The organism is Burkholderia sp. BE12 (assembly GCF_002959955.1).
Classification (GTDB): domain Bacteria; phylum Pseudomonadota; class Gammaproteobacteria; order Burkholderiales; family Burkholderiaceae; genus Burkholderia.
The window spans coordinates 149591-166025 of the sequence record NZ_PREY01000001.1; the positions used below are offsets into that span (position 1 = coordinate 149591).

Below are 16435 nucleotides of genomic sequence, written 5' to 3' on the forward strand. Positions count from 1 at the left end.
GGCAGGCAAATTGTCATCCAGCAATCTGATCCGCATTCGCGGAGCACGTCAGCACAACCTCAAGAATCTCGATCTCGACCTGCGTACCGGTGAAATGACGGTCGTGACCGGCCCGTCGGGCTCCGGCAAGTCGAGTCTCGTGTTCGACACGCTGTACGCGGAAGGCCAGCGGCGCTACGTCGAAACCTTCAGCGCGTACGCGCGGCAGTTCCTCGACCGGATGGATCGCCCGCAGGTCGAGCGCGTCGACGGCGTGCCGCCCGCGATCGCGATCGACCAGACCAACCCGGTTCGCAGCTCGCGCTCGACCGTCGGCACGATGACCGAGCTGAACGATCACCTGAAGCTGCTGTACGCGCGCGCGGCCGAGCTGTTCGACCGCAAGACCGCGCGGCGGGTGCGGCACGACACGCCGGAGACGATCTACGCGGAACTCGTCGCGCGCACGCAGGCGGACGATCCGCGCGTCGTCGTCACGTTCCCGGTCGAATTGCCGGAGGCGGTGTCCGACGAGGAAATCGCGCAGTGGCTGTCGGCGAGCGGCTACACGCGCGTGCAGGCGCAGCGCGAAGTCGCGTCGCCCACCGGGCCGCGCAAGGTGCTCGACGTGGTGGCCGACCGTTTCCGCGTGCAGCAGGCCGACAAGGTGCGCGTGGTCGAGGCGATCGAGGCGTCGCTGAAGCGCGGCGGTGGCCGCGCGAACGTGTACGTGCTGGCGCCGGAGGCGGAGAACGCGGTGGCCGAGCCGCAGGTGTGGCGCTTCTCCACCGGGTTGCACGATCCCGATAGCGACCTGCGCTACGCGGAGCCGCAAGCGGCGCTGTTCTCGTTCAACTCGGCGTACGGCGCGTGCGAAACCTGTCGCGGCTTCGGCCGCGTGATCGGCGTCGATCTCGGCCTCGTGATCCCCGATGCGCGCAAGACGCTGCGCGGCGGTGCGATCAAGCCGATGCAGACGCCCGCGTGGAAAGAGTGCCAGGACGACCTGATGCGCTACGCGGCGAAGGCCGGCATCCGGCGCGACGTGCCGTGGTCCGAGCTGACGGAGGCCGAGCGCGACTGGGTCGTCGACGGTTCGCCGGACTGGAACGGCAAGTGGCAGAGCCAGTGGTACGGCGTGAAGCGCTTCTTCGGCTACCTCGAATCGAAAGCGTACAAGATGCACATCCGCGTGCTGCTGTCGAAATACCGCAGCTACACGCCGTGCGACGTGTGCGGCGGCGCGCGCCTGAAGACGGAATCGCTGCAATGGCGGCTCGGCTCGAAAGACAATGCCGACGGCGTGCTAGCCCCGGCCGATCGCTTCATGCCGCGCGGCGTCGACTGGAGCCGCGCGCAGCTCGAAGCGCTGCCGGGCCTGACCGTGCACGACCTGATGCTGCTGCCGATCGAGCGCATCCGGCGCTTCTTCGACGACATCGTCCTGCCGAGCGCGCTGCTCGACGATGCCTTGAAGCTGCTGCTCGCCGAAGTGCGCACACGCCTGAAATACCTGTGCGACGTCGGGCTCGGCTACCTGACGCTGGATCGGCAGAGCCGCACGCTCTCGGGCGGCGAGGTGCAGCGGATCAACCTGACGACGGCGCTCGGCACGTCGCTCACGAAAACCCTGTTCGTGCTCGACGAGCCGAGCATCGGGCTGCATCCGCGCGATCTCACGCGGATCGTCGAGGCGATGCACCGGCTGCGCGACGCGGGCAACACGCTGGTCGTGGTCGAGCACGATCCGTCGGTGATGCTCGCGGCCGATCGATTGATCGACATGGGCCCTGGCCCGGGCGAACGCGGCGGCACGATCGTGTACGACGGCACGCCGGCCGACATCCGTTCGGCGCACACGCTGACGGGCGAGTATCTCGGCGGCCGCAAGCAGGTCGCGCATGCGTCGAACTGGGCGCGCCGTCCGGTCGATGCGAACACGCCGCGCATCGTGCTCGAAGGCGCGACCGAGCACAACCTGCGCGACGTCACGGTCGAGATTCCGCTGCAGCGGCTCGTGTGCGTAACGGGCGTATCCGGTTCCGGCAAATCCACGCTGCTGCAGGACGTGCTGTACCCGGCGATGGCGCGCCATCATGGCAAGGCGACCGAGTCGCCGGGTGCGTTTCGCAGCCTCACGGGCGCCGACCAGGTCGGCGACGTCGTGTTCGTCGACCAGTCGCCGATCGGCAAGACCACGCGTTCGAACCCGGCGAGCTACGTCGGCGCGTTCGACGAAATCCGCAAGCTGTTCGCGAAGGCGCCGCTCGCGCTGCAGCGCGGCTACGGCGCCGGCACGTTCAGCTTCAACTCGGGCGACGGCCGTTGCCCGACCTGCGGCGGCTCGGGCTTCGAACACATCGAAATGCAGTTCCTGAGCGACGTCTACCTGCGTTGCCCGGACTGCGACGGCAGCCGCTACCGCGCCGAGATTCTCGAAGTGCGCATCGAGCGCGCGGGCCGCGCGCTGAACATCGCCGATGTACTCGACCTGACCGTCAGCGAAGCGGCCGCGTTCTTCGCGACCGACGCCGAGGTACTGCGCGTGCTGCAGCCGATCGTCGACGTCGGCCTCGAATACGTGAAGCTCGGCCAGCCGGTGCCAACGCTGTCGGGCGGCGAAGCGCAGCGCCTGAAGCTCGCCGGCTTCCTCGCCGAGTCGGCGGCGGCGGCCAACGGGCGCCGGGTCGCGACGGAAGAGGCGCGCATCGCGCGCGCGAAGCTGTTCATGTTCGACGAGCCGACCACCGGGCTGCACTTCGACGACATCGCGAAGCTGATGCAGGCGTTCGGCAAGCTGCTCGCGGCCGGCCATTCGCTGATCGTGATCGAGCACAATCTCGACGTGATCCGCGCGGCCGACTGGCTGATCGATCTCGGCCCGGAAGGCGGCGACGGCGGCGGCCTCGTGCTGTGCGCGGGCACGCCCGACGACGTGAAGGCCTGCGCCGGATCGCATACCGGCGTGGCGCTGCTGCAGTACGACCGCGCGATGGATGGCCGGGCGGCGGTGGCCGACGAAGGCGTGCCGCTGCAGGCCGCGCTCAACGCGGCGCGCGCGCGCCGTGCGATCGAGGGCGAGGACGTCGTGCGGATCGTCAACGCGCGCGAGCACAACCTGAAGTCGCTCGACGTCGACATCCCGCACGGCAAGTTCAACGTGATCACCGGCGTGTCGGGGTCCGGCAAGTCGACGCTCGCGTTCGACATCCTGTTCCACGAAGGCCAGCGCCGCTATCTCGAATCGCTGAACGCGTATGCGCGCTCGATCGTGCAGCCGGCCGGCCGACCCGAGGTTGACGCGGTGTACGGCATTCCGCCGACCGTCGCGATCGAGCAGCGGCTGTCGCGCGGCGGGCGCAAGAGCACGGTCGCGACCACGTCCGAAGTGTGGCACTTCCTGCGGCTGCTGTATGTGAAGCTCGGCCTGCAGCACTGCATCCACGACGGCACGCCGGTCACGTCGCAATCCGTCGAATCGATCGCCGCGCAACTGTTGCGCGATCATCGCGGCGAACACGTCGGGCTGCTCGCGCCGCTCGTCGTCAATCGCAAGGGCGTATATACGGATCTCGCGAAGTGGGCGAAGGCGCGCGGCAGCACGCATCTGCGCGTCGACGGCGAGTTCGTCGCGGTCGACGCGTGGCCGAAACTCGACCGCTTCCGCGAGCACACGATCGAACTACCGGTTGCCGACATCATCGTGTCGCCGGACAACGAGGCCGAGTTGCGGCGCAGGCTCGACGAGACGCTCGAACTCGGCAAGGGCGTGATGCATCTGCTCGCGCCGCTCGACGGGCTGCACGATGCGATGCGCAACGATCATTCGACCGCCCGGGTCGGCGCGGTCAAGGTGCTGTCGGTCAAGCGCGCGTGCCCGGTGTGCGGCACGAGCTATCCGGAGCTCGACCCGCGGATGTTCTCGTACAACAGCAAGCACGGCTGGTGCACGACCTGCGTCGGCACCGGCGTCACGCTCACGCGCGAACAGCGAGCCGCGTACGACGACACGGTGCTCGCCGAGGACGGCCGCGGCCGCGAACAGACGCTGCCGTCGGACGAGCAGGAGCCGGAAGGCGTCGGCAACGAGCCGTGCCCGGATTGCGGCGGTACGCGGCTGAACCCGTCCGCGCGTGCGGTCACGTTCGACGCGCATCCGATCGTCGAGGTCGCGCAATGGACGGTGTCGGACACGCGGCGCTGGATCGACGCGCTGGAACTCACCGGGCGCGACGCGCAGATCGCGCGCGACATCGTCAGCGAGATCGGCAGCCGCCTCGCGTTCCTCGAGGAAGTCGGGCTCGGCTACCTGAGCCTCGACCGCGCGGCGCCGAGCCTGTCGGGCGGCGAAGCGCAGCGTATCCGGCTGGCCGCGCAACTCGGCAGCAACCTGCAGGGCGTCTGCTACGTGCTCGACGAGCCGACCATCGGCCTGCATCCGCGCGACAACCAGATCCTGCTGGACGCATTGCGCAAGCTCGGCGACAAGGGCAATACGCTCGTCGTCGTCGAGCACGACGAGGACACGATCCGCCGTGCCGATCACATCATCGACGTCGGCCCGGGCGCCGGCAAGCGCGGCGGCACGCTGGTCGCGCAAGGCGCGGTCGCCGATCTGGCCGCGCAGGCCGAATCGGTGACGGGGCGCCTGCTCGCCCAGCCGATGCTGCACCCGCTGCAGCCGCGCCGCGGCGTGAGTTTGCCGGGCAAGAAGGGCGGTGCGGCGGTGCCGGACGCCTGGCTGACCGTGCATGGCGCCAAATTGCACAACCTGCGCGACGTCACGGTCGGCATTCCGCTCGCGCGGCTCGTCGCGGTGACGGGCGTCAGCGGGTCGGGCAAGTCGACGCTCGCGCGCGACGTGCTGATGACGAACCTGCTCGACGCGGTCGGCCGCTCGGTGCTGTCGTCGCCGGCCACGCGGCGTGCGCGCAAGGCCGCGCAGCAGGACGCGCCGGCCGCCAACCGCCGCTCGAGCGTGCTCGCGCGCAGCGCGCCGCGGCCGTCGCTGAACGTCACGCATGCGTGGCAGGGCTGCGAGTCGCTCAGTGGCTGGGAGCAGATCGATCGCGTGCTCGAAGTCGATCAGACGCCGATCGGCAAGACCCCGCGCTCGTGCCCGGCCACCTATATCGGCGTGTGGGACACGATTCGCAAGCTGTTCGCCGATACGCTCGAAGCGCGCGCCCGCGGCTATACGGCGTCGCGTTTCTCGTTCAATACCGGCGACGGGCGCTGCCCCGCGTGCGAAGGGCAAGGCGTGCGCACGATCGGCATGAGCTTCCTGCCCGACGTGAAGGTGCCGTGCGACGTGTGTCATGGGCAGCGCTTCAATCCGGAAACGCTTGCCGTCACGTGGCGCGGCCGGAACATCGGCGACGTGCTGACGATGGAGATCGACGAGGCGGTGGAATTTTTCGCGCCGATCTCGAACATCGCGCATCCGCTGCAGTTGATGAAGGATGTCGGGCTCGGCTATCTGACGCTCGGCCAGCCGTCACCGACACTGTCCGGAGGCGAAGCGCAGCGCATCAAGCTCGTCACCGAGCTGACGAAGGTGCGCGACGACGTCACGCGACGCGGCCAGAAGGCGCCGCACACGCTGTACGTGCTCGACGAACCGACGGTCGGCCTGCACATGGCGGACGTCGCGAAGCTGATTCGCGTGCTGCACCGGTTGGTGGACGCAGGGCATAGCGTCGTCGTGATCGAGCACGACCTCGACGTGATCGCGGAAGCCGACTGGATCATCGATCTCGGGCCGGAAGGCGGGGTCGGTGGCGGCACGATCGTCGCGGCGGCTCCGCCGGAAGCGCTCGCGAAGGTGAGCGCGAGCCATACGGGGCAGGCGCTGAAGCCGGTGCTGGCGCGAACGGCCACCGAAGGCGCCGAAGCGGAGCAGCAGGGCGCGGCGCGGGTCGGCTGAACGCGTTGCATCCGGCGAGCGGCCCCGGTGCCTGGCGAGGCATCGGGGCCGCTCTTGTTTCGTCATTCGTCGTTCATGCCGACGCCGCTCAATTCCCGTTGACGCCGATCGTCTCGATGATGGTCTCCAGTTGCGGGCTCATCGGTAGGTTGAGACTCAAGCCCGACGGCAGCGGGCGCAGGAACCAGCGCTTGTACTGGCGCGCGATCTCGCCGTCGGCGGCCAGCTCCTGGAACGTGCTTTTCACGAGCTGGGCGAGCTGCGGATCGTCCCTGCGGAACATGATGCCGTACGGGTCGTACGAGAGAAAATCGCCCACCACGTCGTACTGGCCGCCCTTGCCCGCATTCTCGGCGATCAGCCCGTACAGCAGCACGTCGTCCGTCGCGAACGCGTCGGCGCCGCCGTTCGCGACGAGCGCGAAGCCCTGCGCATGGTCCGGCACCACCTGTAGCTGGATCCCGAGCCTGAACCGCTCGTTCAGGTCGCGCAGCGCCTTCTCGTTGGTCGTGCCGGCCGTCACCGCGACTTTCTTGCCCGAGAGATCGCGGAACGAGCGGATCGGGGCACCTCGTTTCACCATTACCTTCGTGCCGGCCACGAAGATGATCGGCGAGAACGCCACGCGCTTCTGGCGCTCGAGGTTGCTGGTCGTGGAGCCGCATTCCAGATCGACCTTCCCGCCGACCACCGCGTCGATGCGGTTGTCGGACGTGACCGGCACCCACTGGATCGTCAGGCTCCGGTTGATCGCATCCTCGATCGACGACACGAGCGCCTTGCATAGTTCGATCGAATAGCCGATCGGCTGGTTGCGCGCGTTCAGGTACGAGAACGGTATCGACGCGTCGCGATAGCCGAGCGCGATCGTGCCGCTGCCGCGCACCTTCGCGAGCGTGCCGGTCAGTTGGGCCGGCGCGAACGGCTCGACGCGCGGCTGCGTCGAGGGTGCATCTTCCGCGCGCGCGGCCGCGCCCGTGGCGAGCAGGCCCACGAGCGCGAGCGCACGCCAGAATCGCTGCATCTTCATCGCCGGGCCTCCGTCAGACTTCCGTCGGATGTGCGATCGTCGCTTCCTGTTCCGCTTCGATGCGCGCCGCGTTGGCGTCGGCTTCCGCTTCCGACAGGAGCTGGCCTTCCCATTTCGCGACCACCGCGCTGGCGATCGAGTTGCCCACCGCATTGGTGGCCGAGCGGCCCATGTCGAGGAACGTGTCGACGCCGAGAATCAGCAGCAGCCCGGCTTCCGGAAGCCCGAACTGGTGCAGCGTGGCGGCGATCACGACGAGCGACGCACGCGGCACGCCGGCCATCCCTTTCGACGTCAGCATCAGCACCAGCAGCATCGTGATCTGCGTGCCGAGCGACAGGTGCATGTTGTACGCCTGCGCGATGAACAGCGACGCGAACGTGCAGTACATCATCGAGCCGTCGAGGTTGAACGAATAGCCCATCGGCATCACGAAGCTCGAGATCTTGCGGCGCACGCCGAAACGGTCGAGTGCGTCGAGGATCTTCGGGTACGCGGCTTCGGAGCTGGCCGTCGCGAACGACAGCATGAACGCTTCCTTGATCAGCACGAGCAGCTTGAACACGCGGCGGCCGAGGAACAGCAGCCCGGCACACACGAGCAATGCCCAGAGCAGGAACAGGCTGAGGTAGAAGTCGCCCATGAACACCGCGAACTTCAGCAGTACCGACAGCCCGTTGACCGCGACGGTGGCGGCCATCGCGGCCATCACCGCGAGCGGCGCGAGCTTCATCACGTAGCCGGTGATCTTCAGCATCACGTGCGACAACTGGTCGATCGCGGCGATGAGGATCTTGCCGCGCTCGCCGAGTGCAGCGAGCGCGACGCCGAAGAACATCGAGAACACGACGATCTGCAGGATCTCGTTGTTCGCCATCGCCTCGGCGATCGACCTCGGCACCATGTGGCCGACGAAATCCTTCAGCGTGAACTTGGACGTCGCGAGGTTCGCGGATGCGCCGATGTCCGGCAGCGGCAAGCCGAGATTGTCGCCGGGCCGCAGCACGTTCGCCATCAGCAACCCGAGCAGCAGCGAGACCAGCGACGCGGTGACGAACCAGCCGATCGATTTCGCGAACACGCGTCCGACCGATGCCGCGTCGCCCATGTGCGCGATGCCGACGACGAGCGTGGAAAAGACGAGCGGCCCGATCACCATCTTGATCAGACGCAGGAACACGTCGGAGACGAGCGAGATGTAGCCGGCGATTTCGGCGGCGGCCTTCTTGTCCGGAAAGCTCGTGAAGATCATGTAGCCGATCACGATGCCTACCGCCATCGCGATCAGGATCCAGACGGCTGCAGCATTCTTTTTTCGCATCGTGCGCCTCCCATGCAGCGGTTTCGCAATCGGGGATGGGAGGACAATACAGGACCAGAATGGCGATGAACAGTGCAACCGGGTTCGGGTTTGCGCTAGCGCCGGTCGCGGCCGATTGGGCGACGGCGCTTGCGCCGGTGGCGCTTCGTGCCTGCGGCCGGCGCAACCGGATACGGATTGATTGGTGCGGTGCAGCGGATCGCCGGTTCGGCGGCCGCAGAATGGCGATGGGCGATGGGCCGCGCCGCGCCATTCGCCCTAGTCATGCGCCCGCGGATCCAGCAGGCTCGTACTGAAATCGCATGCCTGCGCGGCGAGCCGGACGATCTCGGCGGTCAACGACTGGGCGCGTTCGGCGCGATGCAGCGCGACGTAGCGAACCGGCGGCAGCGCCGGTTGCGTGCGCACGATCTCCAGCGCGTCGCAAGCGACGAGGTGCGCGACGCACGCCTTCGGCAGATAGCTGATGCCGAGGCCCGACAGCGTCAGGCCGATCTGCGCGAGCAGGCTGTTGCTCGACAGCACACGCTGAATCGCGACGCCGTGTTCCTGCAGAAAGCGCGTGTACAGGTGTCCGGTGCCCGACAGGTTCCCCTGCAGGATCAGCGGAAACCGCGCGAGGTCCGTCAACGCAAGGGCGGCCCGGGACGTCGGCACGAATCCGGCCGCGCACATCCACGCGTTGTCGACCTCGCCGACCACCGTCGCCGTGAACGCGTCCGTCGCATGAATCTGCGGGACCACGATCAGATCGATCGTGTCGGCCGCGAGCCGGTCGCGCAGCGTCGCGGTCAGGTCCACCTCGGCCTCCACGTGCACGCGCGGATACGCGGCCTGGATCGCCGCGATCAGGCGCGGCAGCCACGTCAGCGCGGTCAGCTCGGTCACGCCGATCCGCACATGCCGCACCAGCGCTTCCTTCGAACTCATCCGCTCGACCACGCGGTCGCGCTGCTCGAGCAATTCCTTCGCATGGTCGAACAGCTCCGCGCCCTTGTCGGTGAGCCGCGCGCTGCGATGCGCGCGATCGAACACGGTCAGGTCGAACGCGCGTTCGAGTTCCTGGATCCGCTTCGATACGGCCGACTGCGTCGTGTTGAGGCGCGTCGCGGCCGCGTCGAACGAGCCGAGCCGCACGATCCAGTACAGCGCTTCCATCTGCTTGAACGTCAGCATCGCGTGTCACTCGATAGATGAGAAAAAGCGATATGTTCTCATGTCAAAAAATCGCTTTTTTTACCTATTTCGGCTGTTTAAGGTGCTCCCGTTGCGTCGCCGGGCGAGTGCGTTCACCAGAAAACGCACCGCGTCGCGCCCATCGTTCAATCGAACCCCCATTCTTGGAGACTGCATGGACACCGTCATCGATTCCCCGCCCTCCGTCGGCGCGGCCCGCAAGCCGCGCGTCGGTCTTGCGTGGCAGATCGTCATCGGCCTCGTCATCGGCATCGCGACCGGGCTCGTGCTGAACCGGTTTCCTCAATTGCGCGACACGGCCGTGTCCGGGTTGCTGCAGCCGGCCGGCGACATCTTCATCAAGCTGGTGCGGATGATCGTCGTGCCGATCGTGTTCACGAGCATGGTGATCGGCATCGCCGGCGTGGGCGACGGCAAGTCGCTCGGCCGTCTCGGCATCAAGACGCTGCTCTATTTCGAGGTGGTCACGACGATCGCGATCGTGCTCGGCCTCGTGATCGGCAACGTGCTGCAACCGGGCGTCGGCACCGACATGTCGCAACTCGGGCACACCGACATTTCCCGTTACCAGCAGGCCACGCAACAGGTGCAGCAGGCGCACCACGGGCTGATGGCGCTGGTGCTCGGCATCATCCCGGACAACATCGTCGCGTCGATGGCGAAGGGCGACCTGCTGCCGGTGATCTTCTTTTCGCTGCTGTTCGGGCTCGGGCTGCAGTCGGTGCCGGAAGAACATCGCAAGCCGGTGCTCGCGATGCTCAAGGGCGTCGCCGATGCGATGTTCAAGGTGACGAACATGGTGATGCGCTATGCGCCTGTCGGCGTGTGTGCGCTGATCGCGGTGACCGTCGCGAGCTTCGGCTTCGGATCGCTGCTGCCGCTGCTGAAGCTGGTCGCCGTCACTTACTTCGCGATCCTGCTGTTCGCGATCGCCGTGCTCGGCGTGATCGCACGGCTGTTCGGGTTCCGCATCCTGACGCTGCTGCGCGTGATCAAGGACGAGCTGATCATCGCGTTCTCGACCTGCAGCTCCGCGACCGTGCTGCCGCAGCTGATGAAGAAGATGGAGGACTACGGCGTGCCGAAGAGCATCACGACGTTCGTGGTGCCGACCGGCTACACGTTCAACCTCGACGGCGCGTCGATCTATCTCGGCATCGGCACGCTGTTCGTCGCGCAGCTCTACGGCGTGCACCTCGGCTGGCAGCAGCAGGTGCTGCTGACGCTGACCATGGTCGTCACGTCGAAGGGCGCGGCCGGTGTGCCGGGCTTCATGTTCGTGATCATGCTAGCGACGCTCGCGAGCGCCGGGTTGCCGCTCGAAGGGCTCGCGTTCATTGCCGGCGTCGACCGGATCATGGACATGGGCCGCACCGCGCTGAACGTCGTCGGCAACGCGCTTGCGCCGCTCGTCATCGCGAAATGGGAAGGCCGGTACGACGCGGAAAAGGGCCGCGCGTACGTCGAATCGCTGCGCGGCTGAATGCCGCCATGCATGCATCGCACAACATTCCGAAGCAAACAGGAGCATCGAAGATGAGCAGTCCCCGTGGAGCACTTTTTCCCGACGCGTTGATGCAGCAGATCAAGTCGCGCTTTCATCACGTCGATCGCGACGTCGACGGCCGGGAGCGGCTGTTCTTCGACAACGCGGGCGGGTCGTTCCGATTGAAGGCGGCGGTCGACGCGTACGCACGGGTCGATGCGCTGCCCGATTGCCCAGAGCGCATCCATGCGCGCGCGCTCGATCTGCAGGCGGTCCAGTCGCATGGCGAGGACGACGTTCGCACGATCCTGAACGCGCAGGGCGGCACCGTGTATGCGTCGCTGACCGCATCGGGGGCGATGTTCGACATGGTGCGCGCGATCATGGAGAACGTGCCTGGCACCAATGCGGTGACGACCGTGCTCGAGCATCCGTCGTCCTACGATGCGATGACGTATTACGCCGAACGTACCGGCAAGACGCTGCGCATCGCGCCGAGCAATCCGGAGACCGGCGGCGTGGACGTCGACGCGATCGTGTCGCTGGTCGACGCGGATACCGCGCTGCTCAACGTAATGGCTGCGTCGAACATCTCCGGCGCGAAATTCGATATCGAGACGATCGTCGCGCGTGCGCGCGAGAAGAAACCCGATCTGTTCATCGTCGTCGACGCGGTCCAGCATGCGCCGCACGGGATCATCGACCTGCAGCGCACGCCGGTCGACGGGATCAATTTCGCACCGTACAAGTTTTTCGGCTGCCGCGGCTCGGGCATGTCGTGGCTGTCGCCGCGGGCGGCGGCCTTGCCGCATCACCGGCTCGCCGCGAAGGAGAACGGCGTATGGGAACTCGGCAGCCCGGCACCCGCGCAGTTTGCGGTCGTGTCGTCGATCGTCGATTACGTGGCCTGGATCGGCCGGTATTTCATCGATTCGGACGACCGGCGCACGCTGTTCGTCGAGGGCATGCGCCGGATCGAATTGCACGAACGCGCGCTGCTCGCCGCGTTGCTCGACGGTTTGCGCACGCTCGACGGCGTCGACGTCTACTGGGATCATGACGATCTGACGAAGCGCGACCTCATCGTCGGGATCGGCTTCGCGCATCTCGAACCGACGCAGGCGGTGCGGGAATACGAGCAGCGCGGTGTGATCGTGTATGAGCGCGTCGCATCGAGCCTGTATTCGGGCCGGATGCTGAAATCGTTCGGGCTCGCCGGCGCGGTGCGGATCTCGCCGCTCCATTGTCACGCGCCGGACGATATCGCGCGATTCCTCGCGATAACCGAAGCGCTCGCGACGCAACGCTGATCGACGACTCGGCCCGGATCGTCCGGGCCGTGTCGCCTCCGGCGCGATTTTCGATCAGGCTGCCGGCGCGACCGATGCGCCCGTGATGCCGTGCCGGCGCAGCGAATCGGCGACGAAGCCCGACGCCTTCATTTCCTCGACGAATGCGTTCAGTGCCGCGGCGGCCGCGTCGCCGCGACTCTTCGGCACGCCCATCGCCTGCCGGATCACCATGAAGCGCTCGTCGAGCAGGCGCAGGCCGGGCGTTTTCGCGGCGTCGGTTTCGAGCTGCTGCTTCACGCCGGCCGCCACCTCCAGCTTTTGCTCGACGAACGTCGGCACGACGGCTTGCGACGTCGGCGCGCGCACGATCTGCGCCGCTTTCAGTTCGCGGGTGAGGAACAGGTCGTACGCGCTGCCCTTGCCGACGGCCACGCGTTGGTGCGGCTGGTCGACGTCCGCGTTGGCGCGGATCGGCGACGCGTCCGGCACGAGATAGAAGCCTTCGATCAGCACGTACGGCGCGGTGAACGCGACCGTTTCGCCGCGCAGCGGATCGACCGCGAAGAAGCCGAAATCGGCGCGCTCTTCTGTCAGCGCCTGCACCGATTTGCCGGCGGCGTCGAACACCACGAGTTCCAGGTCGGCCGACAGGCGCTCGGCGAATGCACGGGCGAGATCGATCGATACGCCGAACGGTTCGCCCGTGGCCGGGTCGCGGTTCGCGAGGATCGGGTTGCCGAGGTTGATCGATGCGCGGAGCTTGCCGGTGGGGGTGAAGGCGGAGACGACAGCAGGAGCGATGGGCATGAGCGGACTCGCGGGAGGCGTAGGGTCGATAGGGTGACGGGACGCGCGACGGCGCGTCGATGTCGAGCTTATCACCCGAACGTCGGGTATCGCGTGTTGTAGGCGTGTAGGCGTGTAGGCGTGTAGGCGCGTAGGCGTGCCGGCGTCGAAACGTCGAGCCGGGCGCCTTCCGCGTGTCACGTCACCCGCATCGATCGATGCATGCGATGCAGATAGATGCCGCAATTTGCGCTACCGGCGCTCCGTGCTCGCGTCATTGTCTACGCCGAAGCCACGCCGGGAGATCGCGAGGGTACGTACGGGGGGAATCCACGGGGTCGAACTCGAACGTTCTGCCTTACGGCGCAGCGGAATCGAGGTCAGACATGCTCGCGAAGGTAGCGGACGCATTTCATCCGCAGGCTCGACCGATCTCCCAGGGCGTCCGGCGATGCGGGCGTCGGGGCCGGTTCGGCATTCGCGAGCGGTTCCGCGAATGCGGTGCTGTCGGCCGGGCGGGCCGATTTCGCGATCTGAAGGGAAGCGTGGCCTATCCAGACGCGGTCGCGCCACTCGCATTTCGCGCGATGGATAACCAGCCACGCTTGCAGCGATTCGACGAGCTGGAACGGTGAAAGCCACTCGCGCGTCTGCCTGCGGGTGACGAGTTGCATGACAACGAGGAAGTAGAGCAAATCTACGTACTTGGTCCGGCCGCGCATAGTCCGTCTTGTGATTGTCGATACTTGCGATTGCGCCGGTGCCGGCTCACCGTTGAACGCTGAGCGCCTTCTCGATCGCGGCAATCAGTTTGAACGCATCGCTGCGCCCGATCAGCAACCCGCGGCTGGTGTACTCGCACCCGAATGCATAGAAGCTCGGCAGCAGCGTCACCATGTCGCTCTGCTGATCGAAATCGACTTCGCATTTCGTCAGGGGGAAGAACGGAGGCGCCTCGGCCGGCATGTTGTGCACGATGTTCTCCTAGTACATTTTTCGGGGCGGCAACATGCGCTTCGCCCTCAAGCGCTGTCTGGAAACGGCGCTGGCCTTTTTCCGCTTGCGCTCCGTCGTCGGCTTCTCGTAGCCGGTGCGACTGCGCAATTCGCGAATCAGCCCGGTTTTCTCGATGCTGCGCCGGAATCGTCGCAGCGCGACATCGATCGGTTCGTTGAGCTTCAGCGTGATTGTCGTCATGTAGATCCTGTCGGAAAGATTTGAACGGAAAGCTAGCCGAGCCGTGTCATGACGGCGCTCGCTATCTCGTCGGATTCGAATTCCGAATATCCTGCTCCGATCGATAACGCACGTACCGCCATGAACATGTGCAGCTCCGGTTGGTGGCACATCGCTGAATCGGCGATTCCGGCGGGGACGGCGGTGTCGAGCCGGGTCACTTCACGTCGTCCGATCAAGCCGAGCAGTTCGTCGATGATCATTTCGCCCTCCAGAATGCCGAAAAAATGATGTTGCACTGCCGAGCCGCTTCAGCGCGGGATGGAAAAGAACCCCTGCTTGTCGCGATTGTCGTCGATGATGTTCTCGGCGTAGCGCACCGATGCACGACGGGCGTCACCGGCGTTGTCGAATGGGGATGCGTCGCCCAATCGGAACGTCTGGCTCTGCGTCAGCGTATCGGTGGCATCGCGAAGGCAAATCTTGACTGCCGCGTCGAATCCGGCGTCGTAGTTATGCGGGCAGCCATTCAGCGCCGGCACATGGGGGTAAATCAGTGGATAAATTTCGAATCCACGGTAGACATGCATGCTCATGAGAAACTCCTGGCGTTCAGCCATGACGAGTCGCATGGGCGAACACATCCGGCCGGTATTCCCGTTGCGGGGCGGGCCAGTGGGTGAAGGGGACAACGTTGCAGCGCGAAGGAGGGGCGATGCAGCAAGCGGGCGGGTGGAGGGGCGAACGGTCAAAGGATGGCTGATCGCTCGAATGAACCCATCATACGCGCATCGTTTGTCGAACGCCCACTTTATTCCGGGTGGGCGCAAGCACGCACCTTCACACGGTGCGGGTGGCCGGATCGTGGACACGGTGCCGGCGCGTGCATCCCGATCCGTACGCGTCGACCGTCACGCCGTTTCCGGTGTCACGCGGAATCTGCCGTCGGGAAGGACTTCATCGAGGACGCCGCGCGGTTCCGCGCGCGTTATTGCGCAGCAAGCGGGCGTTTCTTCGCGCGCGATTTCGTGGCGGCGGGCGGCTCGGGCGGCACCCAGTTCAATGCGGTGCCCAGCTTCGGCAGGGCCATGGCTTGCTTGGCACGCGGAGGCACCTTGTTGCTGCGAGGCTGGCTTCGGGTCATGCGGATTCTCCTGCTGCGCCGCTTGCGCGGGTCGGTGAGCACGACGTGCGCCGACCGCGCTCGTGCGATTGAACGTGCGCGCGGCGATCGATGTTCGGGTACCGGTATACGCACAGGGACGATGGCCGGATGCGAAGCGGACCGCCGCGCCGAGCCTGCGTCGAATCGCATTGCCTGCGACGGAGGGCGTGGCACGTGAAGCGGCAGCGATGTGCCGCTTCGTGAACGGGACTGCCGGTTCAGCGATTACAGCGGGGTGATGTTCGATGCTTGCAGGCCTTTGGGGCCGTTCTTCGTTTCGAAGCTGACCTTCTGACCTTCCGCGAGGGTCTTGAAGCCGTCGCTGCGAATCTCGGAGAAGTGGGCGAACAGATCGTCGCCGCCCTTGTCGGGGGTGATGAAGCCAAAGCCTTTGCTGTCGTTGAACCACTTGACGGTACCGGTATCCATATTAGATCTCCTGAAAATGAACGAGCGAATGTGCCCCGAATGGACGAGGGGAAAAGAATCAAGGAGGGAGAGGACAACGAATACCGCAGGCTGCGGTCGATGATGAGCAGCAATCGCGCTTCTTGAATACTTCTGCGGCCGACAGTACGCGTCGGCAGGAAATGTGTCAAGCGCTTTCGGCCTCGGGGCCAGAAGCGTGACGCTTCTTCGGGCTGCGGCCAATCGCTTGCCGCATGCACGTCGCGCCGTGCGATGCGCGGTTCCGGCGATGACGTCAGAGCGTCGTCAGCAACTGCAACTGACGTTCGGTCTCGTTTCCCGCGACCAACGAAAAGAACCCGGTCTCGCGACGTTCGACTACCGTGAGCCCTTCGTTGTCGGAAAAGACGTTCCACGCGCTGTCGTCGACACGTGCGATCGCTCCGCGCGTGCGCGCGAATGCCAGCAATAGCGGGCTCGCTTGGCGGCGGAGCACTTGACGATCCGAATTCAGCACATAGGGCGGCCAGCCGGCCCGAAGGACGAGATAGTAAGGAATGGAGCCGGGATCGATTGTCATTGGGGCGGTTTCATGTGCGGGGCTGCGTTTGCCGTCCAGCTGCATTCGGAACGGTGTCGGGGCAAGCGGGCGATGGATCGACGGGAGTT

General features: G+C 66.1%; 15 protein-coding genes. 3 read left to right on the plus strand and 12 right to left on the minus strand.

What is annotated here, in order from left to right; translation table 11 throughout:
- The first annotated feature begins 10 nt into the window (after positions 1-10).
- The gene (gene uvrA / locus C4B30_RS00735) at positions 11-5905 is read left to right on the plus strand and encodes an excinuclease ABC subunit UvrA (protein WP_027786475.1); all 5895 of its coding nucleotides are present in this window, start codon (positions 11-13) and stop codon (positions 5903-5905) included.
- 88 nt (positions 5906-5993) lie between these two features.
- Here uvrA and C4B30_RS00740 read toward each other — a convergent pair whose 3' ends face one another.
- The 3 genes from C4B30_RS00740 to C4B30_RS00750 all read right to left on the minus strand — a co-directional run bounded on the left by C4B30_RS00740 (position 5994) and on the right by C4B30_RS00750 (position 9432).
- Positions 5994-6935 carry an amino acid ABC transporter substrate-binding protein gene (locus C4B30_RS00740; RefSeq protein ID WP_027786476.1) on the minus strand — a complete coding sequence of 314 codons (942 nt, stop codon included), beginning with the start codon at positions 6933-6935 and terminating at the stop codon, positions 5994-5996.
- Positions 6936-6948: 13 nt separating this feature from the next.
- Positions 6949-8256 (minus strand): dicarboxylate/amino acid:cation symporter, encoded by a 1308-nt coding sequence (locus C4B30_RS00745; RefSeq protein WP_027786477.1) that lies wholly within the window; start codon positions 8254-8256, stop codon positions 6949-6951.
- 258 nt (positions 8257-8514) lie between these two features.
- Complete coding sequence (locus C4B30_RS00750; RefSeq protein ID WP_027786478.1) at positions 8515-9432, minus strand: LysR family transcriptional regulator; 918 nt, start codon at positions 9430-9432, stop codon at positions 8515-8517.
- A gap of 175 nt (positions 9433-9607) precedes the next feature.
- Here C4B30_RS00750 and gltP point away from each other — a divergent pair, with 175 nt between their 5' ends.
- Both gltP and C4B30_RS00760 read left to right on the plus strand, forming a co-directional pair.
- Entirely contained in the window at positions 9608-10936 is a 1329-nt protein-coding gene (gene gltP, locus C4B30_RS00755; RefSeq protein ID WP_034185523.1) for a glutamate/aspartate:proton symporter GltP, read from the plus strand.
- Between the two features lie 53 nt (positions 10937-10989).
- A complete protein-coding gene (locus C4B30_RS00760; RefSeq protein WP_027786480.1) occupies positions 10990-12249 on the plus strand; it encodes an aminotransferase class V-fold PLP-dependent enzyme in 1260 nt (419 codons plus the stop codon).
- A 54-nt stretch (positions 12250-12303) separates the two neighbouring features.
- On the opposite strand, the gene C4B30_RS00765 is transcribed toward C4B30_RS00760, so the two are convergent.
- The 9 genes from C4B30_RS00765 to C4B30_RS00800 form a co-directional block, all read right to left on the minus strand.
- Positions 12304-13038, minus strand: coding sequence for an ABC transporter substrate-binding protein (locus tag C4B30_RS00765; protein ID WP_027786481.1), 735 nt, complete (start codon positions 13036-13038; stop codon positions 12304-12306).
- A 359-nt stretch (positions 13039-13397) separates the two neighbouring features.
- Positions 13398-13712, minus strand: a complete 315-nt coding sequence (locus C4B30_RS00770; protein WP_143751686.1) for a hypothetical protein — start codon at positions 13710-13712, stop codon at positions 13398-13400.
- Between the two features lie 73 nt (positions 13713-13785).
- Complete coding sequence (locus tag C4B30_RS00775; protein ID WP_027786482.1) at positions 13786-13992, minus strand: hypothetical protein; 207 nt, start codon at positions 13990-13992, stop codon at positions 13786-13788.
- Positions 13993-14001: 9 nt separating this feature from the next.
- Positions 14002-14214 (minus strand): 30S ribosomal protein S21, encoded by a 213-nt coding sequence (rpsU, locus tag C4B30_RS00780; protein WP_027786483.1) that lies wholly within the window; start codon positions 14212-14214, stop codon positions 14002-14004.
- Positions 14215-14246: 32 nt separating this feature from the next.
- Positions 14247-14456: a hypothetical protein gene (locus C4B30_RS00785; RefSeq protein WP_027786484.1), complete on the minus strand. Its 210-nt coding sequence runs from the start codon at positions 14454-14456 to the stop codon at positions 14247-14249.
- A gap of 48 nt (positions 14457-14504) precedes the next feature.
- The gene (locus C4B30_RS00790; protein WP_027786485.1) at positions 14505-14789 is read right to left on the minus strand and encodes a hypothetical protein; all 285 of its coding nucleotides are present in this window, start codon (positions 14787-14789) and stop codon (positions 14505-14507) included.
- Between the two features lie 392 nt (positions 14790-15181).
- Entirely contained in the window at positions 15182-15337 is a 156-nt protein-coding gene (locus C4B30_RS35550; RefSeq protein WP_175888565.1) for a hypothetical protein, read from the minus strand.
- Between the two features lie 246 nt (positions 15338-15583).
- Positions 15584-15787, minus strand: coding sequence for a cold-shock protein (locus tag C4B30_RS00795; protein ID WP_027786486.1), 204 nt, complete (start codon positions 15785-15787; stop codon positions 15584-15586).
- A gap of 274 nt (positions 15788-16061) precedes the next feature.
- On the minus strand, positions 16062-16346 hold the full coding sequence (locus C4B30_RS00800; RefSeq protein WP_027786487.1) for a hypothetical protein: 285 nt from the start codon (positions 16344-16346) through the stop codon (positions 16062-16064).
- Positions 16347-16435: the final 89 nt, after the last annotated feature.